Source organism: Candidatus Bathyarchaeota archaeon, from assembly GCA_023131225.1.
In the GTDB taxonomy this organism is placed as follows: domain Archaea; phylum Thermoproteota; class Bathyarchaeia; order Bathyarchaeales; family SOJC01; genus JAGLZW01.
In genome coordinates, this window is sequence record JAGLZW010000009.1 from 33,276 (window position 1) to 59,486 (window position 26,211).

The following is a 26,211-nucleotide window of genomic DNA, read 5'->3' on the forward strand; positions in this document are numbered from 1 at the left end:
CCAGTTTAAAAAGTGGCCTTTTAGAATAGTTGCGATGCAAGTTTGTCTTTGACTTCCTTTATCTTCTTCTGCAACTTCACAGCTTCTTTGCTTTTCTCTTTTTTCAACCCTTTGTAGCAGTCTAGAATATATTCTAAGGCACTGACACCGAAGCGGTCGAACCCTTTTTGAAAAGAAATGTCAGCAGACTTGTTGAAACGTTCAATAGCGGTTTTATATTTCTTTAGCATGAAACTGCATTCACCAGCCTTGAATAACATGTTTGAAGCGTCGAAGAAATTGCCCTTCTTTTCGTAAAGTTCTGAAGATTGAAGGAACTTTTCTGCAGCTTCCTCGTATTTCTCGGTCTCGTATAAAATGTTGCCTTGCTTGTGAAGCTTAATTGGATCTTCTTTTTGAACACTCATCAGTTTTTCACCCGCAACTTTTTATTCATTTACCTCTTAGTGTTTTAAATGTTTCCGCATGGGCATACACGATTTTGAGAAATAAATGCAAGGTATCAAAGCTTATATGTGTATGCTCTAAACGGTTGGTTCGTGATAAATGCATGTTTGGAATGATGGAGACACTGAGAAAACAGTTAACTAGTCCTAGCAGATTTTTTAGCGGTGTGCGAACCCAAGACTGGAAGTCCGCTTTTGTTTTCTTGTTATGGATGAAAATTTTCATTTCTGTTGTCACGCCTATCGTTAATTATCTTGGAATAGATACACTCTACAAAGCTAAAGAATGTGGAGCCATAATTGTTTTGGTTGTGTTTGTAGCCTTGAACTTTGTTGGAATATTCCTTTTAGCTACGACGGTGGGTTTTTAATCACCGAGGCAGCTCAAAACTCAGCCAAGGAACAGCGATATTTCCTTAAAAAGCTACCCAAGAAAGGAACCTATACGCTGATAATCCTTGTATCAAACGAACTAAAAGTAAATGTAGGAAAACTCGGCATAGAAACGTTCTTGCCAGGATACTACGTTTACACAGGTTCTGCCCTCGGAAAAGGTGCAACTAGTTTGCCAAACAGGCTTGCAAGAAATCTTAAGACTTTGAAAAAGAAACATTGGCACATCGATTTCTTACTCTCCAAAAAAGAGGCTAGCATAGAGGCTATAGCTGCTGTTTCAGGCAAACAGAATTCTGAGTGTGAGATAAATCAATTTATCAGAAGCCAAATGAAGGCAAAGGTTCTAATTCCAAAATTTGGTGCGTCTGATTGCAAAAACAACTGTGAGAGCCATCTTTTGTATGTTGGGAATAAGGCTATTAAGCGCAAAATTTGTGTTTTGTTTGAAGGAAAGTTTGGTGAAGACAGCACTTTTTTAGACCTAGGGGAATAGTGTCAAATTAAAAAAGTTCTATAATGACTTTGAACGGTATAATGCGCTTTAAGTAACATAGTTACTTCTACAGGGACCATAAGTGGAGATTTCTCTGTGGATCAAGTTCCCTTGTAAGGGATCCGCTTTCCGCCGCAATTAATACAAGCTCAGCCGTTGCATCAACTAAACATCCTGGTAAAACATGACCACCAAAAGCATTGGCATCGACGTCACTGACCACTATATGCCCATGAACAACAAGTTCAGCCTTTTCTTTGACGGAAATGTTTCCTATACACGACACTATTTCCAAAGGACCAGTTTTTTCAATAGGTATATACTTCCCTTCTTTGTAGTAACCCAAAACTGCCTTTTTCAATGTGCCTATAAGGAAAAAGAAGCCGGAGTTAACATTACTATGCTTAGCTGCCAAAGCAATAGTCTCAAGCAAATCCTCATTTTCAAAGAATCTAGCAAAAACCGCCTTTTCGATTTTGGATTCAACAATTTTCATAAGAATATCTCTTTGTGGAATGCACAGCGCTATAGCATTAAAAGCTTTTGGAAAATGTAGAGTCATAAAGTCATTTTAACATGAAATAGAGAAGCACCAATAGCAAAGACTTCATTAAAGCATCACAATTAATCAATTTCTAGAAGGAAGTGCACAAAATGCCTTAACGAAGACTTAAAAGAGATAAGACACCCCAAAAATGAGGGCAAATACGTAACACTTATCTAAATTTCCTTTGAATAGCGTGCTGTGAGGAACCGATAGTGAAGCTTAAAGCAAAAATAATTGATTTGGAAATTGGCAAACAGATGGTCTTGCTTCACGAAAAAGATGCCCAAGAAATCGGAACTCTAGCTCACGATTGGGTAAAAATTATTTCTGGAAAACGAAAGGCTGTGGCTTTCGTTGACACAACGAAATCTTATTTAACGCAAGGAGAAATTGGGATTTTTAGAGATGTTCATAAAGAGTTTAAAGTTAAAGATGGCGTGGGAATATCTGTTTCTGTAGCGGAACCACCAGAGTCAATAAAGTTTATTCACAAGAAGATAGGTGGCGAACCTCTCAACAAAGAAGAATACTATACTATAATGCATGACCTAGTCAATTACAGACTTGACGAAGTGCAGATTGCAGCTTTTGTATTAGCCGAAGAGTTTCATGGCTTAACAATGGACGAAATTGAATACTTGACCCGCGCCATGGTTGACACAGGGAGTGTGATTGACTTCGACCGTTCATGCTATGACAAGCACAGCATAGGAGGCGTGCCAGGCAACAAAGTTACATTATTAATTGTTCCTATTGTAGCAGCAGCTGGATTGCTTATTCCAAAAACTAGCAGTCGCGCCATAACCAGTGCCTCAGGAACTGCTGACACAATGGAAGTACTTGCCAATGTTGAATTTGACGCCACTGAGCTGAAGGAAATCGCATCGAAGACATCTGGAGCAATTGTTTGGGGTGGAAAACTTGGCATCGCACCAGCTGATGACTTGCTAATTCGCGTTGAACATGCGTTAAACATTGACCCTTTTGGACAAATGTTGGCAAGTATTCTCTCCAAAAAACTCTCAGTTGGAGCGGACCATGTAGTAGTTGACATTCCTGTGGGAACAGAAGCAAAGGTTACTACAGTGGAGGAAGCACGAAAACTTGCCAAAAACTTTGTCGAACTAAGCGAACGCTTTAACATGCATCTTCAGTGTGGTATCACTTATGGAGGGCAGCCCGTCGGACACATGATAGGCCCGGCGTTAGAAGCACGAGAAGCACTAATCGCGCTGCAAGGAAAAGGACCTGCAAGCATAGTTGAAAAATCTACAGCATTGGCAGGCATGCTTTTAGAAATGGGGTTCAAAGCTCAACCTGGTCAAGGCAAGGATTTGGCTAAAAAAATTCTTGCTTCCGGAAAAGCTTTGAAAAAAATGCGAGAAATTATTGAGATTCAAGGAGGCAACCCAAGACTTCGATCTGAAGACATCGTCATTGGGCACCACACCATGGTACTTAAAGCACCTTGCGATGGGTTCGTGACAAACGTCAGCAACACCGCAATAACCACTATAGCTAGAGCAGCTGGGGCGCCCCGAGAAAAAGGGGCTGGAGTAGCGCTGCGCTGGAAGAGAGGGTACAAAGTAAAGAAAAACGACATTCTATTAGAAATCTACGCCGAACGAACATCGAAACTCAACACTGCATATAATTTAGCTTTGACTATGAACCCTGTCACTGTTGAAGGAATGCTTCTTCACAAGATCCCAGAATTTTAATGAGTAATTCTGGATTCTACTCAGGAATGTGGAAGAGTGGAACAACAAGTCGTCAATTATCTGAGAGAGGCGTAAAATCAAGATAGATATTTTATCAAACTATTTTTCCAACAGCAGATTCCTAGCGTTTTTGACCCATCGATTAGTGATTTTGGATGAAATCTGGAGTTGTTCCGCCAACTCTTCAGCAGAGGCTGCCGACAAATCTGCCACCGTGGAAATTCCTAGCGCTTTCAGTTGCTCAGCTCTTTTTTCGCCTATTCCTTTCACCCGTGTTAACTTTGTAATGGACTCAACTGTTGGAGAAGGAGTGATGAAATGTAATTTTTGTTTCTTAGGGCGCATGCTATAGCCAAAAATAAAGGATGTAGTTCCGAAAAGAGCCAAGACAAAGACAACCGCGCTGTAAATCAGCATCCCACCCAAAACCGCTTCTATGGCCGCCCTATCGAATAAGGCATAACCTGCCGCCACAAAGAGTATCACACCGATGATGTATAAGATGCAATCTGAACGCAATGTTTTTCCCCAATCGTGTTATCATGATTCCTTTTTAACGCATAAATAGCTTTTCTAATGTTCTGGAAATAAAAAAGGGAGAAGGAGGAGCTATTTCCCTACTACTTTGCGCGTTGCAATCTCAATGTCTTCTGATTTCACAGTTTTTCGCCCTGCGTGCATCGCATATTCTATGGCCTCTTTGGCAATTTTGATTCCAATATCTTCAAGGGCAACTGCTAACGCTTGTGCAGCACTTTCGCTCACTCTGTCCGCTTTGGCTTTTTTGATTATTCGGTGCATGGGTGCAATAGACAACTCTAAATCAGCCATTTAACCATCTCCGTAGCCTCTTTTTCTGTTTAAGCCAGTATTTAACCCTTATCCTTTCTTCTCAGACAAAATTCGTTCTATCCGTCTATAGCAATGCCTAAAAGCTAACAATAAACATTGAAAAGTCATGAGATTCGTGGATGTCCATCTACACCTGTCAGACCCGGAATACGAAGCACAGGTCGATGAAGTAGTAGAAGACGCCGAAAGTTCAAACGTTATTGCTTTGGTATCTAACTCGGTGAACTTTCAAACAAGTCTTCAGAGCATCAAACTCGCAGAAAAATATCCCACGCTTGTGTACGCTGCTTTAGGAATACATCCGTGGAATGTCAAGGAGTTATTGCCTGATGAATTAGAATGTATAGTAGACTTGATCCTTAACTATAGAAAGTATGAAAGAATGGTCGCGATTGGTGAGATAGGGTTAGATTACAAGTATTTGAAGGGGGAAAAAAAGGAACTCATGAGCAGGCAGTATGAAGTGTTTTGTGAGATGTTGCACCTTAGCGAAAAGCTTTCCTTACCTGCAGTAATTCATTCAAGAGGAAAAACCTCAGAAATCATGAATATACTCTCCTCTTACAACATCAAGAAAGTATTGTTACACTGGTTCAGCAATCCAGTGAAACTGCTGCCTGAAATTGTAGACCGCGGATATTATATTACAGAAGGCCCTGCAACAGTTTATTCGACCCACATACAAGACATTATTCGTCGAATTCCCCTCGAAAATCTGTTAACTGAAACAGATGGCCCTGTCAGATTCTTTAGGCTGCCTTTTAAAGGAAAGATGACCACACCTTCATTTATACCGCTGGTAGTAAATGCAATAGCAAAAATAAAAGGCAAACAGGAAGCGGAAGTGGCTAAACGGATTTTTCAGAACTTTGTGACCTTTTTCGAGATAGAACCGACATAACCAAATTGCTTTTATGGAAGCCATAATTATTAAGAGAACCAAAGAAGGAAACAGTTACAAGAGTCAAAAACACAGGGGATGAACAGAAACTTTGGGCAAAGTGCGGCAAGAGCACGTGAAGAAAGCTGCCCGCGAATTAGTAGGGCTATACCCGGACAAATTCAGTACCGACTTTCAAAGCAACAAAAAAGCAGTAGAATCTCTAGCTCAAACCTCTTCAATTAAGCTTAGAAACAGGATAGCTGGATATATTACCAGGCTGGTCTCAATTGCCAAAAAGGCAGAAGAAAGTGAAATGGAAGAAAGCGTTGAAGAGGACAAACAGTAGGAGCTCAAAGCTAAATGGCTACAGCAGGGGATTATAGAAAAGGATGGGCTCTCCGTTACCTTAGAGAAGCAAAAGCAGAACTTCTAGCAGCTCAGAAAACGCCTTCTATTGCATACAGCCTAATACTCGAAGCAATGAGGAAAGCGCAGGCAGCAATATACTACAGCTTAGGCGACCCTGCCTTCATAGAATCAATCGTATACCAAGCGTTTTATACCCAACAGCAGTCAACTGACGAACCTGTGCTTAAATGTCTGATTGAAATTGAGCGGACAATACAAAAGCTTTCTCGAACGTCTGATTTACAGCTTCCCAAGACAATCAAGCATGTTGATGATATTGTGCAAATTGCATCTGATATTGTCGAACTTTTTATTGACGAAAAAGATTAGTCTGGAATGAGAAGGTTGACTATTAGAATAGAAGTAAATCTTCTAGGTACTCTACAAGAAATAACTAAGAAAAGGAATGTTTCACTGGAATTTGATAGCTTTGTAGCCGTCAAAGATGTGATTTCTGAGCTAGCAACCTTTTTTCCATCCAAGTTTAAACAAGTTTTGATTGACCCTGAACTCAACGATCCTCGACCAAATATGATTATTTTGCTTAATAAGAAAGAGATTGGTGTACTTGATGGACTCGACACTAGAATTGAGGATGGTGACAATTTGGTTTTGATTCCAGTCTCACATGGAGGCTAATGGACACCCCCACGTGATAATAAGTCCCTCAGCTTGATATGTCAGATGCATGAAAAACTTCTCTCATTTTAACGATAGCATCAAATTCCATGAATTCGCCATTTACTATTTTCAGTTTTTCCTTTATTCTTTTTTTCTTTATAGTTATAACATTGTAAGAGTTACAGAAGAAACCACGAAGCTTTTCGCAGGACACGCTTCCAGCATGAATTACTTTCATATTTTGTATTTGCCATCGCCAGGGTCTGTGCCTGTGACCACACAATACGAGGTCTACTTCTGATTTTATTAGACTCCTTAGAACGTCGCCTGCATCTATAACAGTGATCTGGTCTGCACCCGTATCTGGGACAGGAATTATGTGATGGTGAATTGCTACTATCTTCAATTTATCTTGATGTTTTGCAAGCGTGCTTTCTAGCCAGAGGTTTTGTCTGTGGCCTACTTCTCCGTCGTCTCTGTCGGGTCTTGCAGAGCTAACCACAACAATAACAACATTTCCTACCTCTGTAATTTGTGAAAAGGAGAAAAATCGCCTAAAGAGTAGGTAGCCTGTAGAGCGATAGTCGTGGTTTCCGCTTACATAAATGACCTTCTCTGCTTTCAACTTTTTCAATTGTGCTGCGACGGTTTGGAATTCAGTCATTAAGCCCTCTTCAGTTAGATCTCCAGTTACTAGAACCACGTCTGGAGACATTGCGTTGATCTCTTTTAAAGCGTCTTGCAGTGTTTTTTTTCGAAACATTGAGCCACAATGGATGTCAGAAATTTGAACTAGCAACATGTTTTTGTTCATCCTTTTGACTATTTCATGGCTTCTTTTATAGATGTTTTTGTGCTGCAGCAATCTGCAAAAGCAGGTAGATGATGCTTATTCAGATGTTGGTGGAGATAGCTCCCACATTTTCCTCCCTTTTTTTTGTGTATCTTCTGAGGAAACGTGTGTATCAATACTAATTACCCGTTCATAAGTCATTTATGTTTAGCTTCTTCAGATTAAACTCTTAGTGGAACTATCATGAGCCAGGAATTTGAGGAACAGCAGAGGCTTGCATACGAACTTAAAGAGCAATTGAAATCATTGGAAGAAGAAGAAAAGAGTCTGATCGAGAGAGTAAAAATCCTCGAAGCAAAGCTGGAAGTTCAGAACTTGCTGGATAAGGTTAGAGCGAAGAGAGAAACAAATGGTCAGCTTCGAGACAGAATAAAGGAACTAGAAGAGAGACTGAAATCACGAGAGAAGCCCCCTATCCAAGCACAATTAGCATCACAACAAGAAGGAATACCAAGGGAGCATTTCTAATTAGACCTCTTGTGCATGTTGAAGAGTTTGACACTTTTGGGAAAATCTACGGAGTAAATGCAAAACTCCGTTTTTCAAGTCATTTTTGCTTTATCTTGCATGATCTAGTTGTTTCACTGTGTTCCACAATTGGTCTCCGATGTAATGGATGTTTTTTAGGATTTTTCCATGCTCAAGTTCTTTTGCCTTTTCTGTGCTATAGAGTGCTATGGCAATAGCTATGGGTTTTTGGTGGCGTTCGTCGGAGATTACGACAATGTCTCCTTTATTGAAGGCTCCTTCGAAGTTGACAATGCCGGGAGCCATAATATCTGCTCCATTGCATACGTATGGGACTGCTCCCATGTTTACCGTTGCTTTCGGCAGGTTTGACAAAAGCTCGTGAGATACAAGTGTAGGAAAGAGCTTGTTGTCTGACTTTACGAAAATTGGTTTTCTATTGATTAGAAATATTTCTTCATTGTTAGTTTTAGCAAGTTCGATAGGTGGCTTCAGCGCTGGTAGCTGTTTAGTGTGGATTTTAGCTCTTTTGAGGAATTCTGAGAGCAGCTTCTTTGCTTCCTTTTCTTTCAGGAACTGACGTTCGATTTTCGACACATTGTCACCAATTAGCTATTGTTACAGTAATTAAAAATGTTAACTTAACTGTTAGCTTCCTATTTCATATACATTCAAAGCGAGGAAAATTGACCATCAACTTAACCGGAAACTCACAGTAAAGATTGAAGCCCCAAAGATTTTTTAATTAAGTCCTTCGTGCAGGTCCGTGTGCGCTTATAGAAATTAGTTCCATAAGCTTTAAATGGTTTTTAAGGTTATAGAAATAGTAGCTGAGGGAGAAGGAGAAACAATGTGTGCGAACGCAGTCAAGTCGTTACGCTTGAGTGTTTTAGGTCTTATAATCCTAATGCTTTTTTCCCTCTGTCTCTTGAATCCCGTAAAAGCTGATCCCGCAGCCATCCTCAAGATTTCTCTCCCAGATGGCACATATGTCGGCCCCGATTCAGATCCATGGTTAAGCGAATGTTGGTTGTTAAACCTTACTGGGACATCCCAAACTTTTACTGTTAGAATTAACAACACTAGCGCTGCAAAAAGATCATACGACACACACCTCATTATTACCCTAAATGACATTGGCTACAATAACCTTGAAAATCTTGTTGTGAGTAGCATCCCTATACCGAAATCGGCATTCCGATACGGCTCTCCAACTCCATACAACCTTTGGACTTGGCCGTCAGGTGATGTTTATCCTACATGGTTTAACGATACCTATGTCAATATTGGAACTGTACCCCGTAAAGGATATAAGGAAGTCGTAGTTTCTGTAACATTTTCAAATACAACAGGCATTAGGATGCATTTTGATGCCTACGGAAGTAAAGTTAATCCCCCACCTACAAGAACCGGCGACATAACCCACAACTCCATTTCCGAAGATTCCACAGTTTTACTCCAACCCGGACCGCCAGCACCTCAACATCCAATAGCCAAGTTCTTTTATGACCCAGCTTATCCGAACACAGATGAGATAATAACTCTCAATGCTTCCGAAAGCTACGATCCAGACGGCTATATCGTTAGTTATAGTTGGAATTTCGGAGACGGAACCCCCGTCGTTATAGAAAGCGACCCAATAACCAATCACACTTACACGGCCTTTGGAAACTACACAGTAATACTGGTTGTCACGGATAATGACGGTCTGACAGACAACTCTACAGCAACCATAAGTGTCAGACAGCATCCCGTCGCTGCTTTCAGTTTTTCGCCATCTGACCCATTGGAGCATGAGGTAGTAACCTTCGACGCGTCAACTTCAACACCTGATGGAGGGATCATTATCAGCTGCGAGTGGAATTTTGGAGACGGAAACATCACGACAATCACCTCCCCCATCATAAACCACACGTATTCCACGTTTGGGAACTACACAGTCACTCTAAACGTGACAGACAGCGAGGGAAAATGGGACACAGAATCCAAATCGATTATGGTTGAAGCTTTGCCTATCGCTGACTTCTTGTGGTCGCCATTTTATCCCTACACATACGAAAATGTCACCTTTGACGCTTCAGACTCGACCCCTGACGGCGGGGTTTTAATCAGTTACGCTTGGAATTTCGGAGACGGAACCCCCGTCGTTATAGAAAGCGACCCAATAACAACACACCGCTACACTGCGAATGGAAGCTTTACAGTAACCTTAAACATAACGGACAGCGAAGGCAGATGGGATACAGAATCAAAGACAATCACTATTCGCCCCCGAAGGTACTATTTGACAGTGGAGACAGATCCAGATAACATCACAACGATTCTAGGTGAAGGCTGGTACGATGAGAGAACAAACGTCAGCCTGACAGCGCCGGAATTTGTTCAAGTCTCAACAGGTGTCCAATACAGGCTCAGCTATTGGGATGTTGACAACAACACAATTCCGGGAAATCCTATCGTTGTATATATGGATGCTAACCACACAGCCACTGCCCATTACGTCCTACAATACTACTTGATAGTAACCACAAATCCCAGCGGTGCCACTACTCCTTCTGGCGAAGATTGGTATGATGTTGGGGCATATGCACCAATATCCACAGATGAATTTATCGACATTGTGTTCGGTTTATCCCGTTACAAGTTCTTCGGCTGGACAACAGCCAACATGTCTGAAATAACTGATCCATCTTCTTCCTCGACAACAGTGTTAATGGATAAGCCTAAAACTGTAACTGCAAACTACGAGACCCAATACTATTTGACGGTTGAGACTGATCCATTAGGGATTGCAACAATTCCAGGCGAAGGTTGGTATGACGAATCTACAAATGTGACTCTTGCTGCACCTTCAGTTGTAGACTATAAGTTTCTCCATTGGGAGGTTGACACATTTCTGCAGGATGCGGGTGATGAATCAATTTCAGTAAGGATGAACATGTCTCATACTGCCATCGCTTGCTACGAAGAGATTATTATAGGAGGTTCTACAGTTTCTGTAAAGTCGCCTCTACTGCCCACATGGATAAGCCTAAACGTTATGCTCATTGCTGTCGTCTTTATTACGTCGTATTGGGTAAGAAAACGGCAAATGAGAACCAAATAGACATCTTGGAAATTTGGACAAAAAGTCAACGAACACTTGGTTAGTTTCCGCTTTGGAAGGAAAAAGTTTCTTCTTTATATTTCCGCGTGATAATGGAAGTTCTAATGCGAAGTACGCCCTGCAGAGGGGCCACGAACTGTGCAAGAAAAGAATGTAATTTCTCTTGGTCTTCAGCTACTATTTTTGCAATTATTAGTAATTCCTCAGAGAGCGAAGTGAAGACTTCTACTACCTGTTCTTGTTTTGCCAGTTGTTCTGCAACTTTTCCGCTTTCTTTCGGATTGGTAAAAACTGTTACAATTGCAGTAAGCAGTTTCACTCCGGCTTTTTTAGGGTCAATCATAACGCAATATCTTCTGATTACTCCATATCTCTCCATCCTCTTTATGCGGTCATATACAGTAGAGTGCGCCAAATTCAAGCGCCGCCCGATTTCTGTATATGTCTGCCTGGCGTTTTCTTGCAGAATTCTTAGTATACCCCAGTCTAAATCGTCAAGAATAACCAGTTGATTCTTAGTCTTCATAAACCGAACCTTCTCAAGAAAAAGTAGTCTTTGCATTTTTCATAATTTATCCTTTGCCATCGGTAAAATGTAGAAAAACTTGGCGGATTTCTGCAATTTTGCAAATGGTTAGTAAGAATTTGTTTCGGAAAACTGTTTGAAAAGCATGGAATGTTCCTACAATTTTATGGGCTTTCACTGTTGCAGCCACGGTTTTGCGAAGTTTATGTCAAATAGATTTAAATTAGACATTGAGAACTAGAAGATGGAAACTAGAAAATAGTTCTATAAGAATCTTCTAGTGATGTTTAGAATGACTGAACCTTCAGAAATGCCTAAGGTCTGGGATCTTTTGAAGCGTTTTAAGGAAACCTGTCGTCGCAGAGGTTGGAAAACCTCCGATTACGAGGATATAGTTAAGATAGATGACGAATACCATAATTTCATTGGAACGCGAACGATCCACCCATCTACCTTTAAACGAATTGTTACCAACAAGAAACGTGCCGTTCCTGAAGGAAAATCTTATCGCATAATAGATGTCTCTTATACCGCTTGGGTTTTTCAGCAGCCACCTTCAGAGCAATTAGTGGAAACTTTGATAGTGAATTCTGAGCTCTCCAAGAGAACAGCATTGTATGATTTAAGTGGGCTATATCAAGGCAAGCCACTCTGCTTAAAGTTGAATGAAACAGGCAGCCTCGTATTTGATGAATTTGAGAAATTTTTAACGAAAGCATATGGAGTAGAGACCAAACCACTTTACGGACCACGAACAAATGAACCTAAAACCTTTAAGTCAAAGCTTCTAAAAGCCTCACTTGGTTAAAATTGACATCTACGATGTTGTAATGCAAGCTAATGCCTATGGCAGCCAAGGGACTAGTATGCCAGATAGAAAATGGTTTTCAGGAGCAGACGTGGCGCCTTCCGGTGGCAATGTTGATATCTTTGACATCGTTTGCACATCTGGTCCATATGGATATACATGGGGAGGCACGCCTTAGATTCAGAAGATTCATATATACATCTTACTGAAACAATGATTAATGATGTCCCGTTGAGAAACGCAAGCTTTCTTAAGGAACATAGTTGATATTTTCTGCTCGGAGAGAGACTATGGCAAGAGAAGAAAAGAAGGACGAAAACGAAAAGATAAAGAAGCTTGCCGAGTTCAAGTCGATGCTTGAGAAGAAGATAACTGCAGCAAAGGTCGATTTGGAAAATTTCAAAATGCTTCTCGAGTTTGCCAATGAAACTCTATTGGAAAAAGGATTTAAAAGAGCAGAGATTACAGAGCTCAAACCTGCTAAGGTGCCTTCGTTGCCGCCTGTTGTGGAATATGAAACTGTGTTTCCTCTTAAAGCCGTGACAGGAGATCTTCTAGCGAATCTATACATGAGCAGAGATTCTATGCGTGTAACAATTGCTGAGGGCAAAAGATTTGACGTAAAAACTCCACCTTTTCAACAGTTTCTAGTTGAGCGTGTTCTAAAAAAAATGCAGGAGAAAGACAGTCAAGCTGCAAGTGAAGGCGAGATGGCTCCTGACAAGATTTTCTCTTACGAGATAATTTTGGACGGTGATGCCATTCGAGAGATCGTGATCAAAAATCTTACAGCTGATAGGCTGCGCGAGTTAAAGTCAAGCATCCGATGGACATTAGAGAAAATGTACGAAAAAATGAAAAAAAATGTTTAACACTTGCCCCTTCTATGTATGTCTATCAAAATAGATGATTCTATTTGTTTGGAAAGGCAAAAGCGTTTTCCAGAAGGCGTCGATCTCCCTTTTTTCCTTTTTGGATTCCTTTCAGGGCTTGTTCTCTAAGCAGCATCGGCTCGGCTATATGATATCTTCTGAAGCTCCGCGAAATGCGCATTAGAGATGCACGTCGCAAAGAGAACAAAGCGCCTTATGGGCAGGGCTCCTGCAACGTGGATGATGCGGCCTCGGGGACATGATGTCTACCAAAATCCCAAGATTAACGATATATGCGCGTTAACAAAAAGTCGCCGGGCGAAGTAGCCTTGGTTAAAATGGAGATATCTCCCGTCTCTTCTCCGATTTTTTCTGTCTAACTGCATCCACTCTGGTAAATCTTAAATGTTGAAGATGTGAAAAAATTGGGGAGGTTGGCGTGTATGCAGGTAAGCTTCAGAAGTAAGGATGAGACCTTGCTCGCAACTCTGTATGGGGGTTCATCTGTGGGGGTTGTTCTTTGTCCGCCGCATCCTCTGTACGGCGGCAGCAGGGATGATACTAGAATTGTTAGAGTTGCCAGAGAACTTGCGTCTCATGACGTCTCTGCTTTGTGCATGGATTATGGTGGTTATGGTAAAGGGGTCAAGGAGGTTCAAAATGTATTGGATGCGACTTCGTTCATGCGGAAAAGAGTTGATTCTTTAGGTCTTCTGGGATATTCTTTTGGCGCCGTAGTCGCGTCTAATGTAGCGGTTCAAGTTGAGACTAATTGTTTTGTTGCCATTTCGATTCTGAAGAAAGTGAATAGTCTAAAGGCGAACTTAAACTTTGATTGCCCCAAACTCTTTGTACATGGAAAACACGACAAAGTAGCGCCATACTCGGATTTTAAACAACTCTACAAAAAAGCAAGAGAAAGAAAAGAGAAACTTATTTTAAACACAGATCATTTCTACATGGATGACTATCCAACAACAATTGATTTAGCTTCAAAAAGTATATGTGAATTTTTCAAAGAGGCATTTTCCAAATGACCCGCGAGCCATGCTTTTTTCGCATCTTCTTCAGAAAAACGGTGCTGGGGGGGATTTGAACCCCCTATCGAGTGGAGACATCACCCCCCTAGCTTAAGGTGGCAAAGGTGCAATCACTGATGTTTTCCTGAGCAGGTCAGCCTGATATAACAGTTAAAGAGCTTCTAACAACGTTTCTGAGGTAATCTATAAAAAGTAAAGACAATAAACACTTAACAAGTGTTCATAGATGCACACGAGGCTGGCTGTTCTATAAGTATTCATCAATTCTATTTTTGCCATTTCTTTGCATGTCTTCTATTAACGTGAAAATGCATGGTTCATCTGGCGTCGGGCATTCCATTGCGGGATGATACAGACATTTTTTCTTCCTTGCATACTTGGCATTGTTTATATCCTTCTTGATGCCCTGCATGGCACATTCACTCATGCAATTATACATGTTCTTGTTGAAAGCTAACACTCGAATAATTAACAATTGCGGTTTGGTCACCGTATTTATGCGGAACTACTTCAACCATGCTTTGACAAGCGACTTGAAAACTCGGGCATGCATACTGCAAAGGCGGAGTATGAGTTTGCGTTATTGCAGTGTCTTGGATGTAGTTGTGGGGGCTTTCAAAAGGACAGAGACACACCTAGCCCTCCCCCCTACCCTTTTCTGCGGGCACTGAAGCTTTGAAGCCTAGCAACATAATATTGATTCCAGTTTCTGCGTGCGCATAGCTTGTTTGTCACTCATTTGATAGTTTCTTTATGAGGCTTTGGATATGATCTTGAGGAAATACTCACCAAAGAAAATTTCAGTCAGTCTGATAGCACTGTAGCTGGTTCAGATTTAGAAGACGATGCAGTTCAAACGTTACGTAATATTCTCAAAGACCTGACCAAGCAAGAAGTGTCTCAGCGGCGTACTTATACCTCTCTAGATCTGTCGAAGTAGACGCTTTTGCCGCTAGCGGAGAGAGGTATCCCCATAATGATGTGGGCTTCCGGCAGTAATTTTAGTCTCTTTGCTGCGGTTCCAACCCGATACATTATTCGGTTGTCTACGTTAAGGAGATTTGCTGTTTTTGCTGCTGAGCCCAAGGCTATACCCAAGTCTAAGGCTTTAAACAAACATGTAGGTCCCACAAAATCTTGACCCTGCGTTTTTTCCGCTTTGTTGAAGGCTTCGCAGGTTGTGTAGCCACATGCGCCGCAGTTGATACTGAGGGATTTTGGTCCTTTTACGCCGATTATCAAGGCTGCTTCAGAGTCGCGTAAGTTTTTGCTGTCTCGTCTGAAGGCTTTGATGTTCCTTTCTTCTGCAATCTTGTCCATTTCTGCTGCAATTTCATCTTTTTCTTTTCCATAGACTATCGCCATAACTAAGTCATCGATTCCCGCTGACTTGGGTGCGGTTCTTGCCGAGACCATCATTAGTTTTGCGGCCTCTAGAATTCCTTCCTTTTCTCCTTCTCTGCGAATTATAGGCATTTTCTTTCCTTCTCACGGCAAGCCTGCTACTGCAGGTTCGAAAATGTTTTTCATTAAATCTGCGATTTTGTCTAATTGACCCGTAAATAATGCCATCGAAACAAATGTTAAACCTGCCAATAGAATAAGGGAGCCTATGATTCTTTTTTCTGAAATCTCCATAGATTCCCCGCCTCAGATATACTTCTTCAGCTTATTTTCAATTAGCAGCTTCGGGGATGCTCCAACTATGCGGTCCACTTCTGTTCCGTTCTTTATAATTAGCAACGTTGGAATTCCCATTACACTGAACCGTGTAGCTGTTTTCGGGTTTTCATCTACGTTAAGTTTACCAAAGACTATTTCGCCAGCATGCTCTTTAGCTAGCTCGTTTATGATTGGAGTAATCATGTGGCAGGGTCCACACCACGGTGCCCAGCAATCTATGACCATTAGCGGATGTTCTTTGATAGCCTTGCCGAAATCGGCGTCTGTTACTGTGATTGGGCTAGAGATTTCATCGCCGCTTTTTGATTTTTTCATCATTTTTTGCATTTTTCTTGCCTTGATTTTTTCTAGTTCAGTGTCTTCTTTTTCTCCAAACAAGTGACCATGCTCCTTCATTATACATTTATTCATTATTACTGCTACTTCAGCTTTTTGAGCTTTCTCTGCAGCTTGCTGATTAGTTATTCCGAGTTGCATCCAGATTAAATAAGGCTTTCCATGCTGCTTTTTCAGTTGGATCGCTTGGTCTATTACAGGCGGCACATCTTCTGAGGATCTGAAGATGTCAACGATTTCTATAGTTTTTTGCGTTTCTGGTGGTATGTCCAGTAGGGTTTTGCAGGTTTTTTGTCCTAGGATTTGTTCTGCGTTAGGGTTGACCGGTATGACGTTGTAGCCTTTTTCTTGTAGATATCGGGCGACTTGGTGGCTTGCTTTTGTGGAGTCTTGGGAGAGCCCGACGATGGCTAAGGTTTTATATTGTTTTAGGATTTGTTCTATGCTGGCTCGATTCAACCTTATGTTGCCTTCTTTTGAGGCACTGGTGGTTATTGCAGTACTAAAGACTTTAGATTTCTCTATACGCGGCTCTTAGATTAAATCGGCCGCTACAACCCACAAATTAGCTGCCAATAGGCGTCATATATCACTTCGAGTGTACGTGCTTTGAGATTAGATACAGTCAGGATTGGCTGAAATCATTTAGGATAGTTGCCATAAATTTAGTTCCCTTTATAAAGCCATCTATGGTCAGGTTTTCGTTTGGAGCATGACCTTTCGCATCTGCGTGACTGCAACCCGCAGAAACAACGGGGCAATCCAACCAGTTTCGGAATAGATGCATAGGTCCTGAACCTGCACTAGTAGGATACACAACAGCTTTTTTCTTATAGATTTTTTCCGCCGCCTGAACAACAACATCTACAAACTTGTCGGTTACGGGAGTTTTTGCTGGCTCAGTAGAACCATGTTCTATAGCTTCGACATCTCTGAAACCAGTTTTCTGCAAGTGGTTGACAAGCTTCTCTAGAATTTCGTTGGGCATCTGGTTGGGCACAAGTCTAAAGTCAAGTTTCACCATAGCTTCCTTTGGTAAAACTGTCTTCGAGCCGTGCCCCGTATAGCCCGTGAGAAAACCATTAATTGTGCATGTGGGACTGTAAAGCAGTGCTTTCTTTGCTTCTATCCCGGTTTTCCCGCGTAAAAACTTTTTTAACCCCAAAGTTTTCTTTAGTTTTTCTTCTTCAAGCGGAATGTCGCTCAATAGTTGGAGTTCTTCTTTAGAAGGCTGTTCAACGTCGTCATAAAAGCCTTCAATTAGTATATCTCCGTCTTTGTTTTTCAAACTGTTTAAAGTCCAGACGAGGCGCCACGCAGGATTTGGAATTAGCGGAGCATTTGCAGAGTGAACATCCCTAGACGCACCTTTAGCTTTTAACTCAACCGACAACACACCTTTGAGCCCTAGGTAAATCTCGGGTCGTCCTTCATAGTTCGTTCCGCCAAACTCCCATATTGTAGCGTCATTGGAAAACAAGTCTTTATGCCGCTTAACAACAGGTGCAAAATGGGGGCTGCCGATTTCTTCTTCGCCTTCAACAACAAACTTTACATTTACAGGAACGTCGCTAACAACTTCAAGAAAAGCCTCAATGGCCTTTATTCTCGAAACAATATTTCCCTTATTATCAGAGACGCCTCGACCATAAATTTTTCCCTCATAAACTTTGCCGCTGAAGGCATCGAATTTCCATTCTTCCAAGGGTTCAGGCGGTTGAACGTCATAATGATCGTAGAACAGCAGTGTTTTCTCTGAATTTTTCGACTTGAGCTCTCCATAAACAACGGGATATCCATCTTTTTCAGGAATTATCTCAGTAGAAAATCCAGCCTCACACAGCATTTTTTCAACCATTTCGGCACATTCTTGCATCCCTTCACCCTTTGCAGAGACGCTGGGCTGTTTCACCAACCTTGCCACTTCTTGAATGAAGTTCTGCGAATGCCTGTCAATATAGCCATAAACTTTTTTCATGCCCACAAAAAGCACCGTCAGCTTAGAGGTTTGCCGAATTCTTCTTCGAAGAAGGTTTCTGAAATTTTCTTACTCGGTCTAGGCTTTGGAATTTCGTCAGGCACGCCGATGGGCAGTAGAGCAATTACGCGCTTCTCCTCAGGGATAGTAAGAATGTGCTTCACTTCCTCTTCGTTGAAAGCCCCTATCCAGCATGTACCATAGCCTAGGGCAACGGCCGCCAGAGCCATATGTTCCACCGCTATCATGGGGTCTTTTTCATACCATCTTTTAGATATTTCAGGATCACCTATAGCCGTTACAATTGCCGCATCATCTGCCAAGAACATCTGATTGTTTGCTGCCTTAGCCAAAGCCTGCTTTCTTTCCGCATCACGCACCACCACAAAACACCACGGCTGTCGGTTAGCGGCAGAAGGCGCCAAGCGAGCAGCTTCAAAAATCATCTTCAACTCTTTATCTGAAATAGAACCAGATTTATATTTTCTAATGCTTCTCCAAGTTTCTATTGTTTCAAAAATATCCATACTCTTTCTCTCTATCTTGGATTCATACTTCGTAGAACCATATTATCCTTTACCTAATTTAGGTTTTAAGCAAGAGGCTTTTAATCAGAAAACCGCATTAGAATTCGAGGTACACTAAAATGGTTGAGCAAAAAGATGTTTCAGATTTTCTCAAGCAACATGATAGTCAAGCTTCTCTTGACGAGATATCCGAAGGGCTTCACATAGCAAAGTATGGACCTGATTCCGCCTATGCTATACTTCAAGTTTTGAAATCGAAGGGTGTGGTTGATAGAAAAGGTGAAATGTGGATTCTAACAACCGATGTTGAACTAATTGTGCCTGAGGCAAAGCCGAAAGAGAAAGTTGTCACTGCTGCCAAAGAAGAAAGCGAGCCGCAACATGATGTTAATAAAATAGTTAAAGCAATGGCTAAGACTCTAGCTAACGCTGTGAAAGAGGCAAGAGAGCCAGCAGACGAGTGGGAACTTGCCACAAAACCCATGACAACCGAAATCGAACGTAAAGAAAAAAAGCTTAGCTCCCTAGTACTGCGACCGAGCTCCGCAGGAAAAGCCAAAAAAACCTTGACAGCCCTTCCAACCGGAACTTTCATTGACCACTTGTTTCTCACAATTGAAGGGCCCCCGTTGAATGGTCTACCTATCGTAGGTCAGTTCGCACTCACTGGCTTGCCTGGCGCGGGCAAATCAATTCTTGTGGAGGAAATTGCCATAAATGTTTCTTCTGTGGAAAAGAAAGTTCTCTACGCAACGGCTGAAGACATTTGGCAGAGTCCTTCATCTCGTTTTGACCTGCAGTCTCGCATGAAAGAAAAAGCCGATTTTTTAGGAAAAGATTGGAGTAAAATCCAGGAAAACTTGTTTGTGCTAGACACGGTCATGTTTCCAGAGCTACTTGACTGGGATACCTTTGCAGAGGTTTACCGCTACGTTGTAGAAAAGGAAAACATTGATTTAGCCATTATCGACTCTGTGACTGTTCTTGAATCGTATAGAGGCGCACTGAAATACCGAGTTATGGAGTTAGCTAGACACAACCAGAAGAAAGGGGTCACGTGCATCTATGTAAATCAACGCGGTAAAGAATCGTGGGATACTTATGAGATGGCAGGAGGCATTGGGCTTGCCCATAACCTTGATGGCACTATAATAGTTGACTACGGGCGTGTATACTGGCAGGATCAGCAGATGGACTTGGAAGTGAAGAGAGGTGAGTTCGTCAGAATAGCGCGAGTCTTGGACTGTCGAATGTGCAATTTCAAACGTGATAGAATCCGCATTGAGATCACAAAAGAGGGTCTATTGAGACCTGTAAAACCTTCCTAGAGGCTTCGATTTCGTAAATGGACGCATTCGCTGACTAGACGATTTTTATACAGGTTTACATATTCTCCAGCAGAAAGGGGCAGTATTCGATGACAATAATAATAGATGATGCGGGTATAGGAGACCTCCTTTTCGGTGTGGTCATAGGAGCCTTTCGTGATGAAACACAAGAATTTAGATATGAAATTTTGGATGTCAGATATTTCAGAAGTCAACAATTCCGCCAAAAAGAGTATCTGAACGAAGCTTCAAAGATTGTACTCCACTTACTGGACAGATTCAAACTCAAAGCAGAGGAACCAATCCACATCTGCAGGGGCTACATCTTCGACGAGGCTGTTAAAGATTTGGGAAAGAGATACGGCGATGACCGAATCCGCCGAGTCAAAGTGACAGGAGAAACACAACGCCTTACAGAAACAGCTTACCTTGATGAAATAAGAAACTTGGGCTACAAACCCCTAAAAGAGAGGGACACAAAGAGGGCAAAAAACTTCTTCCACATGATGAACTGGTTGAAGAAAAACCCAAACAAATTGAAATACGCCAAAACTGGCTGGCCACGCCTATCTAGATACCACTTATTTAAATCATATCACCAAGCGGAATCAAGAGAAAACCGAAAATGACACTTTCAATAAGAAAAACTATTGGTTGATGCCTTGTCGCTTTCTTCTCCACCTTGGCATGGCATAGGCCATCAGTGCGACCATCATTGCAGCCGAAGCCACAATTGTCCCAAGCGGAACTTCTGGAATAACACCAGTTGATGTTATAATTTTTGTATCCATAGCTGTATCTGTTAGACCATCATCGTCTGTTACCCTAAGAGTGACATTGTATTCTCCAGGGATCAAGTATACAAAGGATACCACAACAGGAGATGTTGTGCTCTCATCATAGACGCCATCACCATCAAAATCCCATTCATACAAGACGATCGTTCCGTTATAATCATAACTCTCACTAGGGTCAAATTCTATAGGTATACCCACAGGCGCAGTGTGCACGCTCTCTGTAAACGATGCCACAGGCATATGTGCACCAAACTTCGCTATTATTTTCACTACATCAAAAATGTCTATCTTTCCATCAGCAACAACATCTACGTTTGGATTCCAATACTTGTCACCAGATTGATAACCGTAGGCTTCCTTCACTACCATAATGTCATCCATATCAACTCTGCCATCACGGTTGACGTCTTCTGGTAAGTAACAAGCACAGGGGCTTGCAAGGGAAAGCATTATGACGCTAGCTAGGAAAGATGCCAACAGTAGATATGAGAATCGCATGTTATTTGCTCCATTAACTCTTAACCTTGTTTTTAGATATTAGCCTAGTTTCAAAAATTGACACATTCTAAATTTTGACCTATTGACTGCACGTATGAACTTGGGTTTTTTTGCTATGAAAGATTGAGTTTTTTCAATCCTTTAAGAATCTCCTCAACTCCAATTTCAGGTGGTATGTCTGTGTCTTCACATTTGAATTTTACAAATGGAGCCTTGCCTTTGTAGTATTCTAGAAGAGGTTGCGTTTGTCTTTCATAAACTTTCAACCTTTCCTTGATAACTTTTGGTGTATCATCAATCCGCTGATAGAGTTCGCCACCACATTTATCGCAGATTCCTGGTTTCTTGGGTTTCAAATACCGAATATTGTAGACCTCTCCACAGTTTCTGCAGATTCTTCGGCTTGAGAGTCTTTCAATGATGATCCACTCGGGTATAAGGAGGAGGATGATTACATCAATCTTCGCGAAAGTGCCAAGTGCCTTCGCTTGTTCAATAGTTCGAGGATAACCATCTAATATGAAACCCCTTTTGCTATCATCTTTGGCAAGTCTTTCTTTCAGAACCTCGACTATGATGTTGTCCGGGACTAGTTCCCCTTTGCTCATATACTCCTTGAGTTTTTTGCTTAACATTGTTTCTTCTTTCACTATCTCTCGAAGAATATCGCCCGTCGCTATGGCCGGCATGCCGAGTCTTAACTGTAACCTTGAGGCATATGTCCCCTTTCCTGAACCCGGCGGGCCGAGAATTATGAGGTTCATTTTTCATGTCTCCTAGGAACTCGTGGTTTTAAAGAAGTTTACAGCTTGGTAATTAAGCATTACTGCAAGAGTAATATTGGTAGCTACGCTCTGTACTCAAAAATTGCGTGGATTTTACCTATTTGCTTTAAGAGCCTTCTGGTTGTCTTTCCGCAAAATCTTTTTTCTACGCTCTTACTAACGTTCCTTAGAACTTTTTCAGAAAGTGAAAATGATCCGCAAAAAACTCAAAATTATTTATGATAAATGTATATTGTGTGTGATGGGTAGCCGAGCTTTGGGTTTTCACAGAAGTTTTCCGTTTTTACTGGTTTCCACCCTAGAATCTCGTAGTCGTGAGAAACTACTCGTGCACTGGGCTTCAACTCTTTTTCCAGCTTTGGCTTGACTTTGTCATTCGCGCTAGTTGTGAGATATAAAAACACGACGTTTGCTGGAGAAAGGTTCACTTTGAATAAGTCGTTTTGGACGATTGTTACTCGGTCTTGGATGCCGAGTTCATGAATAGTTGCTAAAGCTTTTTTGGCTAAATCTTCTCGCAGTTCAACGCCGACCGCTCTGGCTCCAAATTCTTGGGCGGCCATAATTACTGTTCGTCCATCCCCAGCGCCTAGATCGTAGAAGGTTTCACCAGGCTTTAGGTCCGCAAGTCTTAGCATGTGCCTGACAACTGGAAGAGGGGATGCAACGAAAGGAGCGATGGACAATCTGTGGATTTCTCCTTCTATGCTTTTGTGTTATCGATTTGGATATTTTAATGTTTGTTGATGTTTACTATGCTACATATGTGGTTTTCTTCTTTGGCATAGTTCGTCTTGCCTCACCGCACTTCAGACAGCTTTGCTGGCAAAGTTCAAGGTATTTCTCCTCGTCTTCTTTTACGACTCCAGCCGCCTGTTGGCAAAGCTCACTTTGTTCAATGCAACCTGATTCTTTACATAATTTTGAAATGAAGCTACAACACTGCTCCACATCTTCTGGGCTAAAAGCAACACGATTTGTCCTTACAAGTAAGCAGAGTTCCCTTGCTAGGACACAAGTTCGCATGTATTTGAACCTGCTCAAGGTTTTTTTCCTTAATCTTTTCCTACTTAATTCCAAGCATCCTTACTCCAAAGTGTGTATTAGTTTTTTGGTCGAGCAATTTATAGTTTTGGAAGCTTTAATAGCTATGGCTAATCTGTCTTTAAGTTGTTGGCTGGAATGCCAATACTCGCACATGAATTCGGACAGTGGAATTGGCAGTTCTCTCAACTAATCTGCCCAGAACCTTCTCCTTAGCGCTTTTCGTTCAGCTTCAAGCACTAATTCAAAGAAGTGATCTGTAGGCTTTTTCTCTTTTTTAAGGATACTTTTAACATCGTCGGGTTTTACTCTTCGAGCAGAAAGAGCTATTGCCGCAGTTTTTCCATAACTTGAAATCAATTGTGCAGTCTTCATAGCTTGCTGGTGCATTTTTCTTTCAAATTTAGCCAGTTTTTCTCCTCTCTTTTCCACCAAGGACCTCACATGATTTTCTTCATTTCTCAGTATTCCTAAAGCGTTGGAACCACACTGTGGACAGACTGGGTGGTCAGGTAGGTTTTTTATGCGTATCATTTCCAAGTAATCCCAACAATTTGTGCAGATAAAGCTTCGGACTTCGTTTAACAGTCTTGCCTTTGCCGATTCGACGAGAATAAACCGCATTCTTTCCGGTGGAATCAGGTCTGTTTTCATGCTAATGCGTTCTATGCCGACTCTTGCCACTGGAGTCGCCGATCCTTGCGTGTCAATTTTAGCTATTGCTACTTCGTTCCTTCGAAGTTCGTCTATCAATCGAAGAAGCCTTTCCAAGTCTAAATCTTTAGTGAATGTTTCTTTAAGTGCTTCGTCGTAAATTGCAGTGCCTTCGAAACTTTTCAATAGCTGCCTGAGGCTAACAGAGCTAAAGTCTGCCCACTTCTTCAGAGCTCCAAACCTTCTTGCGACGTGAATCATTCGACGCTTGAAAATTCCAGTTTTTACTGTTGCCTTTGTCAAGGCGTCACGTATTATATTGTTTGATGTCTGCCTAAGTTCGTGGAACAGGGCTACTATGTTGTCAGCGTTTGTTGTTCCAATTGTTTGAATGAAAATCCGATAGGGATCGTGCTGAACGGCAACTGTGTGGCCAGTTCGCTCTGATAAATAGTGACCAAGTAGCTGGGCTAATGCACGATTAGTCAAGGAGCCGAAGTTCGCATGTATGATTACGAAGTCTTCCCAGTCTTCTATGGTCATACGCTTGTCTGTCGGGACAGGATAGTTCTTCTTTACTTGTTCAAATGTTCCTTGCAACGCTCGTGACACAGTGTCCTTGTCTGCCGGGTATTTCTCGGCTAACTGAGTGACAACTTGGCTGATTGGCTTCCCTCTCTTTATTTCCCGCTCAACAAAACCTCGAATCTTCCCAACTTCCTGTGACACTTCGAAAGGCACCGGGATTTCTTCTCCTACCCAACTAGGGATTGCGCCAGTGGGATCATCAACGGATTTTACGTATATCTTATCGCTGTCTATGTGAAGAATTTTCCATGGGCTCCCGCGGATGATGAATTTAACGCCTGGCTTCCCATATTCGGCTGTAAAGGCTTCGTCCAAAACGCCTATTGCAGTGTTTGATGGCTCGTCTATGACTAAGTAATGCTTTTCTGCTGGTATCATAGATAAATTGTCAAAGTAGTACTCGAACAACGCCTTGCTTCTACGGGGCTTTAAGGCAACAAGGTCTTCAAATGAGACCCATGCGATTCGTGGAAACCGCGTATGCATGTAAGTTAGAATTTTCTGCAAGTCTTCCATCGCAAGGTCAGCATAGGGATAGGCTTTATTGAAGAGTTCTATAATGTCACCGAAGAAAAGGCGTCTCCTCTTCATCAACAATCCAGCAATTTGGTGAGCAAGGACGTCGTAAGGCTTGTAGGGAACAGCTACAGGTTCAAGCTCTCCACTATAAGCCATGCGGCCAATAGCCATGGCTTCCAGCGTATCATCAGAATCCATAGTAACTATAACTCCTTTAGCTATACGCCCGACTCTGTGACCACTTCTGCCGATGCGTTGAATTAGCCGCGTAACTTGTCTGGGGCTCATATATTGGACAACGAGATCTATTCTACCTATGTCTATGCCTAATTCTAGCGAGCTTGTGCAAACAAGTCCTTTCAGTTCTCCGTTTTTCAGTCCTCTTTCTGCTGCTATTCTTGAAGGCTTAGCTAATGAACCGTGGTGAATAGAAACTGGAAAGTCTATGTCCCATATTTTAAAGCGGCTAGCTAGCACTTCAGAAATTGTACGTGTATTGGTAAAAAGCAATACTGATCTATGCTTTTCAATATAGTTGCGTATGATTCGAAGTCGAGCTGCAACTTCTGGATGAGTATAGAGAGACGAAGCAAGCTCATGGTCTTGAGAAGTTGCCTTTGGGAAAATTATTTTCAACTGCATCTCTCGGGCAACAGACACTTTCACTATTTCTACTGGTCTTCCGTTGCCTACTAAGAACTGGGCTACTTTCTCTGGGCTACCTATAGTGGCGGATAGACCTATCATCTGAAATTCGCTGTCGGCGATAGTTCGTAACCTTTCTAAGGCAAGTGAGAGTTGGCTGCCGCGTTTACTGTCCGCCATTTCATGAACTTCATCGATGACTACCCATTTTACATGCCGTAGATGTTGGCGCAACACCCATCCGGTTAGTATAGCCTGCAACGTTTCAGGTGTGGTTATCAATATGTCTGGGGGGCTTCTTGATTGTCTGGTTCTTTCTTTAGTGTCAGTGTCTCCATGTCGCACCGCTAGTCTTATGTCCAGATTGTTGCACCACCACTGTAGACGCTCCAACAAGTCGCGGTTCAAAGCACGCAACGGCGTGATATACAAAACCTTAATTCCACGTCGGCGGTCGGGCATTTTAATGAGCAGGTTCAAAAGGGGGAGAATTGCTGATTCTGTCTTACCGGTTGCAGTTGGAGAGATAAGTAAAACGTTTTTACCTTCAAGAATTTTGGGTATGATTTTTTTCTGAGGTTCCGTTGGAGTTTGGAATCCTCTCTGCTCAACAAGCCTTCGAATTGGCTTTACAAACAGGTTAAAAACGTTTTCGGATTCAGCTTTCAAGAAAGATCTGAGACTCCAAACGTAGGAAAATAGTGAAGAAAGCTTCTCTAAAAGTGTTCTGGTTAACAGCTGCATACGTAGAGTCGGCGATTCGCAGTAACCAGCTACTATGCTAGCAAA

At 41.8% G+C, this 26,211-nt stretch carries 32 protein-coding genes and 1 pseudogene; 14 read left to right on the forward strand and 19 right to left on the reverse strand.

The features are described from left to right. Window positions 1-20 precede the first annotated feature (20 nt). Window positions 21-407, reverse strand: a complete 387-nt coding sequence (locus KAU88_02660; GenBank protein MCK4477414.1) for a hypothetical protein — start codon at window positions 405-407, stop codon at window positions 21-23. Window positions 408-732: 325 nt separating this feature from the next. Between KAU88_02660 and KAU88_02665 the strand changes: the two genes are divergently transcribed. Next, on the forward strand, window positions 733-1,335 hold the full coding sequence (locus KAU88_02665; protein MCK4477415.1) for a GIY-YIG nuclease family protein: 603 nt from the start codon (window positions 733-735) through the stop codon (window positions 1,333-1,335). Window positions 1,336-1,402: 67 nt separating this feature from the next. Here KAU88_02665 and KAU88_02670 read toward each other — a convergent pair whose 3' ends face one another. Continuing rightward, a complete protein-coding gene (locus KAU88_02670) occupies window positions 1,403-1,831 on the reverse strand; it encodes a DNA-binding protein (GenBank protein MCK4477416.1) in 429 nt (142 codons plus the stop codon). A 263-nt stretch (window positions 1,832-2,094) separates the two neighbouring features. Here KAU88_02670 and KAU88_02675 point away from each other — a divergent pair, with 263 nt between their 5' ends. Beyond that, complete coding sequence (locus KAU88_02675; protein ID MCK4477417.1) at window positions 2,095-3,603, forward strand: AMP phosphorylase; 1,509 nt, start codon at window positions 2,095-2,097, stop codon at window positions 3,601-3,603. 99 nt (window positions 3,604-3,702) lie between these two features. Here KAU88_02675 and KAU88_02680 read toward each other — a convergent pair whose 3' ends face one another. Both KAU88_02680 and KAU88_02685 read right to left on the reverse strand, forming a co-directional pair. Beyond that, window positions 3,703-4,020 (reverse strand): helix-hairpin-helix domain-containing protein, encoded by a 318-nt coding sequence (locus tag KAU88_02680; protein MCK4477418.1) that lies wholly within the window; start codon window positions 4,018-4,020, stop codon window positions 3,703-3,705. Between the two features lie 192 nt (window positions 4,021-4,212). Beyond that, the gene (locus KAU88_02685; protein MCK4477419.1) at window positions 4,213-4,434 is read right to left on the reverse strand and encodes an NFYB/HAP3 family transcription factor subunit; all 222 of its coding nucleotides are present in this window, start codon (window positions 4,432-4,434) and stop codon (window positions 4,213-4,215) included. Window positions 4,435-4,561: 127 nt separating this feature from the next. On the opposite strand from KAU88_02685, the gene KAU88_02690 reads away from it, so the two are divergent. From KAU88_02690 to KAU88_02705, 4 genes are all read left to right on the forward strand, one after another. Further along, entirely contained in the window at window positions 4,562-5,356 is a 795-nt protein-coding gene (locus KAU88_02690) for a TatD family hydrolase (protein MCK4477420.1), read from the forward strand. 91 nt (window positions 5,357-5,447) lie between these two features. Further along, window positions 5,448-5,684: a 30S ribosomal protein S17e gene (locus tag KAU88_02695; protein MCK4477421.1), complete on the forward strand. Its 237-nt coding sequence runs from the start codon at window positions 5,448-5,450 to the stop codon at window positions 5,682-5,684. A gap of 14 nt (window positions 5,685-5,698) precedes the next feature. Beyond that, window positions 5,699-6,076, forward strand: coding sequence for a hypothetical protein (locus KAU88_02700; protein MCK4477422.1), 378 nt, complete (start codon window positions 5,699-5,701; stop codon window positions 6,074-6,076). Window positions 6,077-6,091: 15 nt separating this feature from the next. Beyond that, a complete protein-coding gene (locus KAU88_02705; protein MCK4477423.1) occupies window positions 6,092-6,385 on the forward strand; it encodes a MoaD/ThiS family protein in 294 nt (97 codons plus the stop codon). Between the two features lie 28 nt (window positions 6,386-6,413). On the opposite strand, the gene KAU88_02710 is transcribed toward KAU88_02705, so the two are convergent. After that, window positions 6,414-7,169 (reverse strand): metallophosphoesterase, encoded by a 756-nt coding sequence (locus tag KAU88_02710; protein MCK4477424.1) that lies wholly within the window; start codon window positions 7,167-7,169, stop codon window positions 6,414-6,416. A gap of 234 nt (window positions 7,170-7,403) precedes the next feature. Here KAU88_02710 and KAU88_02715 point away from each other — a divergent pair, with 234 nt between their 5' ends. Further along, window positions 7,404-7,688 carry a hypothetical protein gene (locus KAU88_02715; protein ID MCK4477425.1) on the forward strand — a complete coding sequence of 95 codons (285 nt, stop codon included), beginning with the start codon at window positions 7,404-7,406 and terminating at the stop codon, window positions 7,686-7,688. A 90-nt stretch (window positions 7,689-7,778) separates the two neighbouring features. Here the strand turns inward: KAU88_02715 and KAU88_02720 are convergent, their stop codons facing one another. Beyond that, the gene (locus KAU88_02720; protein ID MCK4477426.1) at window positions 7,779-8,285 is read right to left on the reverse strand and encodes a DUF1947 domain-containing protein; all 507 of its coding nucleotides are present in this window, start codon (window positions 8,283-8,285) and stop codon (window positions 7,779-7,781) included. Between the two features lie 205 nt (window positions 8,286-8,490). On the opposite strand from KAU88_02720, the gene KAU88_02725 reads away from it, so the two are divergent. Next, entirely contained in the window at window positions 8,491-10,794 is a 2,304-nt protein-coding gene (locus KAU88_02725) for a PKD domain-containing protein (GenBank protein MCK4477427.1), read from the forward strand. Window positions 10,795-10,834: 40 nt separating this feature from the next. On the opposite strand, the gene KAU88_02730 is transcribed toward KAU88_02725, so the two are convergent. Beyond that, window positions 10,835-11,320 (reverse strand): Lrp/AsnC family transcriptional regulator, encoded by a 486-nt coding sequence (locus KAU88_02730; protein ID MCK4477428.1) that lies wholly within the window; start codon window positions 11,318-11,320, stop codon window positions 10,835-10,837. Between the two features lie 292 nt (window positions 11,321-11,612). Between KAU88_02730 and KAU88_02735 the strand changes: the two genes are divergently transcribed. The 4 genes from KAU88_02735 to KAU88_02750 all read left to right on the forward strand — a co-directional run bounded on the left by KAU88_02735 (window position 11,613) and on the right by KAU88_02750 (window position 14,037). Continuing rightward, entirely contained in the window at window positions 11,613-12,128 is a 516-nt protein-coding gene (locus KAU88_02735; protein MCK4477429.1) for a hypothetical protein, read from the forward strand. After that, the gene (locus KAU88_02740) at window positions 12,121-12,306 is read left to right on the forward strand and encodes a hypothetical protein (protein MCK4477430.1); all 186 of its coding nucleotides are present in this window, start codon (window positions 12,121-12,123) and stop codon (window positions 12,304-12,306) included. Before KAU88_02735 ends, KAU88_02740 begins: the two co-directional genes overlap by 8 nt. A 112-nt stretch (window positions 12,307-12,418) precedes the next feature. Next, complete coding sequence (locus tag KAU88_02745; GenBank protein ID MCK4477431.1) at window positions 12,419-13,000, forward strand: hypothetical protein; 582 nt, start codon at window positions 12,419-12,421, stop codon at window positions 12,998-13,000. Between the two features lie 443 nt (window positions 13,001-13,443). Next, on the forward strand, window positions 13,444-14,037 hold the full coding sequence (locus KAU88_02750) for a dienelactone hydrolase family protein (GenBank protein ID MCK4477432.1): 594 nt from the start codon (window positions 13,444-13,446) through the stop codon (window positions 14,035-14,037). Window positions 14,038-14,287: 250 nt separating this feature from the next. Here the strand turns inward: KAU88_02750 and KAU88_02755 are convergent, their stop codons facing one another. The 7 genes and pseudogenes from KAU88_02755 to KAU88_02785 form a co-directional block, all read right to left on the reverse strand. Further along, window positions 14,288-14,452 (reverse strand): hypothetical protein, encoded by a 165-nt coding sequence (locus KAU88_02755; GenBank protein MCK4477433.1) that lies wholly within the window; start codon window positions 14,450-14,452, stop codon window positions 14,288-14,290. Window positions 14,453-14,952: 500 nt separating this feature from the next. Further along, window positions 14,953-15,516, reverse strand: coding sequence for a hypothetical protein (locus KAU88_02760; protein ID MCK4477434.1), 564 nt, complete (start codon window positions 15,514-15,516; stop codon window positions 14,953-14,955). Between the two features lie 12 nt (window positions 15,517-15,528). Then, window positions 15,529-15,678, reverse strand: a complete 150-nt coding sequence (locus KAU88_02765) for a hypothetical protein (protein MCK4477435.1) — start codon at window positions 15,676-15,678, stop codon at window positions 15,529-15,531. A 12-nt stretch (window positions 15,679-15,690) separates the two neighbouring features. Beyond that, window positions 15,691-16,011 carry a thioredoxin gene (gene trxA / locus KAU88_02770; GenBank protein MCK4477436.1) on the reverse strand — a complete coding sequence of 107 codons (321 nt, stop codon included), beginning with the start codon at window positions 16,009-16,011 and terminating at the stop codon, window positions 15,691-15,693. 96 nt (window positions 16,012-16,107) lie between these two features. Next, a pseudogene (locus KAU88_02775) lies at window positions 16,108-16,518 on the reverse strand (CoA-binding protein). Between the two features lie 166 nt (window positions 16,519-16,684). Continuing rightward, a complete protein-coding gene (locus KAU88_02780; protein ID MCK4477437.1) occupies window positions 16,685-18,037 on the reverse strand; it encodes a M20/M25/M40 family metallo-hydrolase in 1,353 nt (450 codons plus the stop codon). 17 nt (window positions 18,038-18,054) lie between these two features. Continuing rightward, window positions 18,055-18,564 (reverse strand): nitroreductase family protein, encoded by a 510-nt coding sequence (locus KAU88_02785; GenBank protein ID MCK4477438.1) that lies wholly within the window; start codon window positions 18,562-18,564, stop codon window positions 18,055-18,057. A gap of 119 nt (window positions 18,565-18,683) precedes the next feature. Here KAU88_02785 and KAU88_02790 point away from each other — a divergent pair, with 119 nt between their 5' ends. Both KAU88_02790 and KAU88_02795 read left to right on the forward strand, forming a co-directional pair. Next, on the forward strand, window positions 18,684-19,892 hold the full coding sequence (locus KAU88_02790; GenBank protein ID MCK4477439.1) for a hypothetical protein: 1,209 nt from the start codon (window positions 18,684-18,686) through the stop codon (window positions 19,890-19,892). Between the two features lie 89 nt (window positions 19,893-19,981). Continuing rightward, window positions 19,982-20,521, forward strand: coding sequence for a hypothetical protein (locus KAU88_02795; protein ID MCK4477440.1), 540 nt, complete (start codon window positions 19,982-19,984; stop codon window positions 20,519-20,521). Between the two features lie 18 nt (window positions 20,522-20,539). Here KAU88_02795 and KAU88_02800 read toward each other — a convergent pair whose 3' ends face one another. The 5 genes from KAU88_02800 to KAU88_02820 form a co-directional block, all read right to left on the reverse strand. Further along, window positions 20,540-21,187 (reverse strand): PKD domain-containing protein, encoded by a 648-nt coding sequence (locus KAU88_02800; GenBank protein ID MCK4477441.1) that lies wholly within the window; start codon window positions 21,185-21,187, stop codon window positions 20,540-20,542. Between the two features lie 113 nt (window positions 21,188-21,300). Continuing rightward, a complete protein-coding gene (locus KAU88_02805) occupies window positions 21,301-21,951 on the reverse strand; it encodes a nucleoside monophosphate kinase (GenBank protein ID MCK4477442.1) in 651 nt (216 codons plus the stop codon). 233 nt (window positions 21,952-22,184) lie between these two features. Continuing rightward, the gene (locus tag KAU88_02810; GenBank protein MCK4477443.1) at window positions 22,185-22,658 is read right to left on the reverse strand and encodes a class I SAM-dependent methyltransferase; all 474 of its coding nucleotides are present in this window, start codon (window positions 22,656-22,658) and stop codon (window positions 22,185-22,187) included. A 67-nt stretch (window positions 22,659-22,725) separates the two neighbouring features. Next, complete coding sequence (locus KAU88_02815) at window positions 22,726-23,052, reverse strand: hypothetical protein (protein MCK4477444.1); 327 nt, start codon at window positions 23,050-23,052, stop codon at window positions 22,726-22,728. 153 nt (window positions 23,053-23,205) lie between these two features. Next, window positions 23,206-26,091, reverse strand: a complete 2,886-nt coding sequence (locus KAU88_02820; protein MCK4477445.1) for a DEAD/DEAH box helicase — start codon at window positions 26,089-26,091, stop codon at window positions 23,206-23,208. Window positions 26,092-26,211: the final 120 nt, after the last annotated feature.

Bases quoted from the DNA above. Each gene is read 5' to 3' on its own strand.
- KAU88_02805 (MCK4477442.1), bottom strand. From the start codon at position 21,951: ATGAACCTCATAATTCTCGGCCCGCCGGGTTCAGGAAAGGGGACATAT.
- KAU88_02800 (MCK4477441.1), bottom strand. From the start codon at position 21,187: ATGCGATTCTCATATCTACTGTTGGCATCTTTCCTAGCTAGCGTCATA.
- KAU88_02745 (MCK4477431.1), top strand. From the start codon at position 12,419: ATGGCAAGAGAAGAAAAGAAGGACGAAAACGAAAAGATAAAGAAGCTT.
- KAU88_02670 (MCK4477416.1), bottom strand. From the start codon at position 1,831: ATGAAAATTGTTGAATCCAAAATCGAAAAGGCGGTTTTTGCTAGATTC.
- KAU88_02685 (MCK4477419.1), bottom strand. From the start codon at position 4,434: ATGGCTGATTTAGAGTTGTCTATTGCACCCATGCACCGAATAATCAAA.
- KAU88_02665 (MCK4477415.1), top strand. From the start codon at position 733: ATGTGGAGCCATAATTGTTTTGGTTGTGTTTGTAGCCTTGAACTTTGT.
- KAU88_02690 (MCK4477420.1), top strand. From the start codon at position 4,562: ATGAGATTCGTGGATGTCCATCTACACCTGTCAGACCCGGAATACGAA.
- KAU88_02680 (MCK4477418.1), bottom strand. From the start codon at position 4,020: ATGCTGATTTACAGCGCGGTTGTCTTTGTCTTGGCTCTTTTCGGAACT.
- KAU88_02755 (MCK4477433.1), bottom strand. From the start codon at position 14,452: ATGCAGGGCATCAAGAAGGATATAAACAATGCCAAGTATGCAAGGAAG.
- KAU88_02660 (MCK4477414.1), bottom strand. From the start codon at position 407: ATGAGTGTTCAAAAAGAAGATCCAATTAAGCTTCACAAGCAAGGCAAC.
- KAU88_02790 (MCK4477439.1), top strand. From the start codon at position 18,684: ATGGTTGAGCAAAAAGATGTTTCAGATTTTCTCAAGCAACATGATAGT.
- KAU88_02750 (MCK4477432.1), top strand. From the start codon at position 13,444: ATGCAGGTAAGCTTCAGAAGTAAGGATGAGACCTTGCTCGCAACTCTG.
- KAU88_02735 (MCK4477429.1), top strand. From the start codon at position 11,613: ATGACTGAACCTTCAGAAATGCCTAAGGTCTGGGATCTTTTGAAGCGT.
- KAU88_02700 (MCK4477422.1), top strand. From the start codon at position 5,699: ATGGCTACAGCAGGGGATTATAGAAAAGGATGGGCTCTCCGTTACCTT.
- KAU88_02760 (MCK4477434.1), bottom strand. From the start codon at position 15,516: ATGCCTATAATTCGCAGAGAAGGAGAAAAGGAAGGAATTCTAGAGGCC.
- KAU88_02780 (MCK4477437.1), bottom strand. From the start codon at position 18,037: ATGAAAAAAGTTTATGGCTATATTGACAGGCATTCGCAGAACTTCATT.
- KAU88_02715 (MCK4477425.1), top strand. From the start codon at position 7,404: ATGAGCCAGGAATTTGAGGAACAGCAGAGGCTTGCATACGAACTTAAA.
- KAU88_02725 (MCK4477427.1), top strand. From the start codon at position 8,491: ATGGTTTTTAAGGTTATAGAAATAGTAGCTGAGGGAGAAGGAGAAACA.
- KAU88_02795 (MCK4477440.1), top strand. From the start codon at position 19,982: ATGACAATAATAATAGATGATGCGGGTATAGGAGACCTCCTTTTCGGT.
- KAU88_02765 (MCK4477435.1), bottom strand. From the start codon at position 15,678: ATGGAGATTTCAGAAAAAAGAATCATAGGCTCCCTTATTCTATTGGCA.
- KAU88_02710 (MCK4477424.1), bottom strand. From the start codon at position 7,169: ATGTTGCTAGTTCAAATTTCTGACATCCATTGTGGCTCAATGTTTCGA.
- KAU88_02730 (MCK4477428.1), bottom strand. From the start codon at position 11,320: ATGAAGACTAAGAATCAACTGGTTATTCTTGACGATTTAGACTGGGGT.
- KAU88_02785 (MCK4477438.1), bottom strand. From the start codon at position 18,564: ATGGATATTTTTGAAACAATAGAAACTTGGAGAAGCATTAGAAAATAT.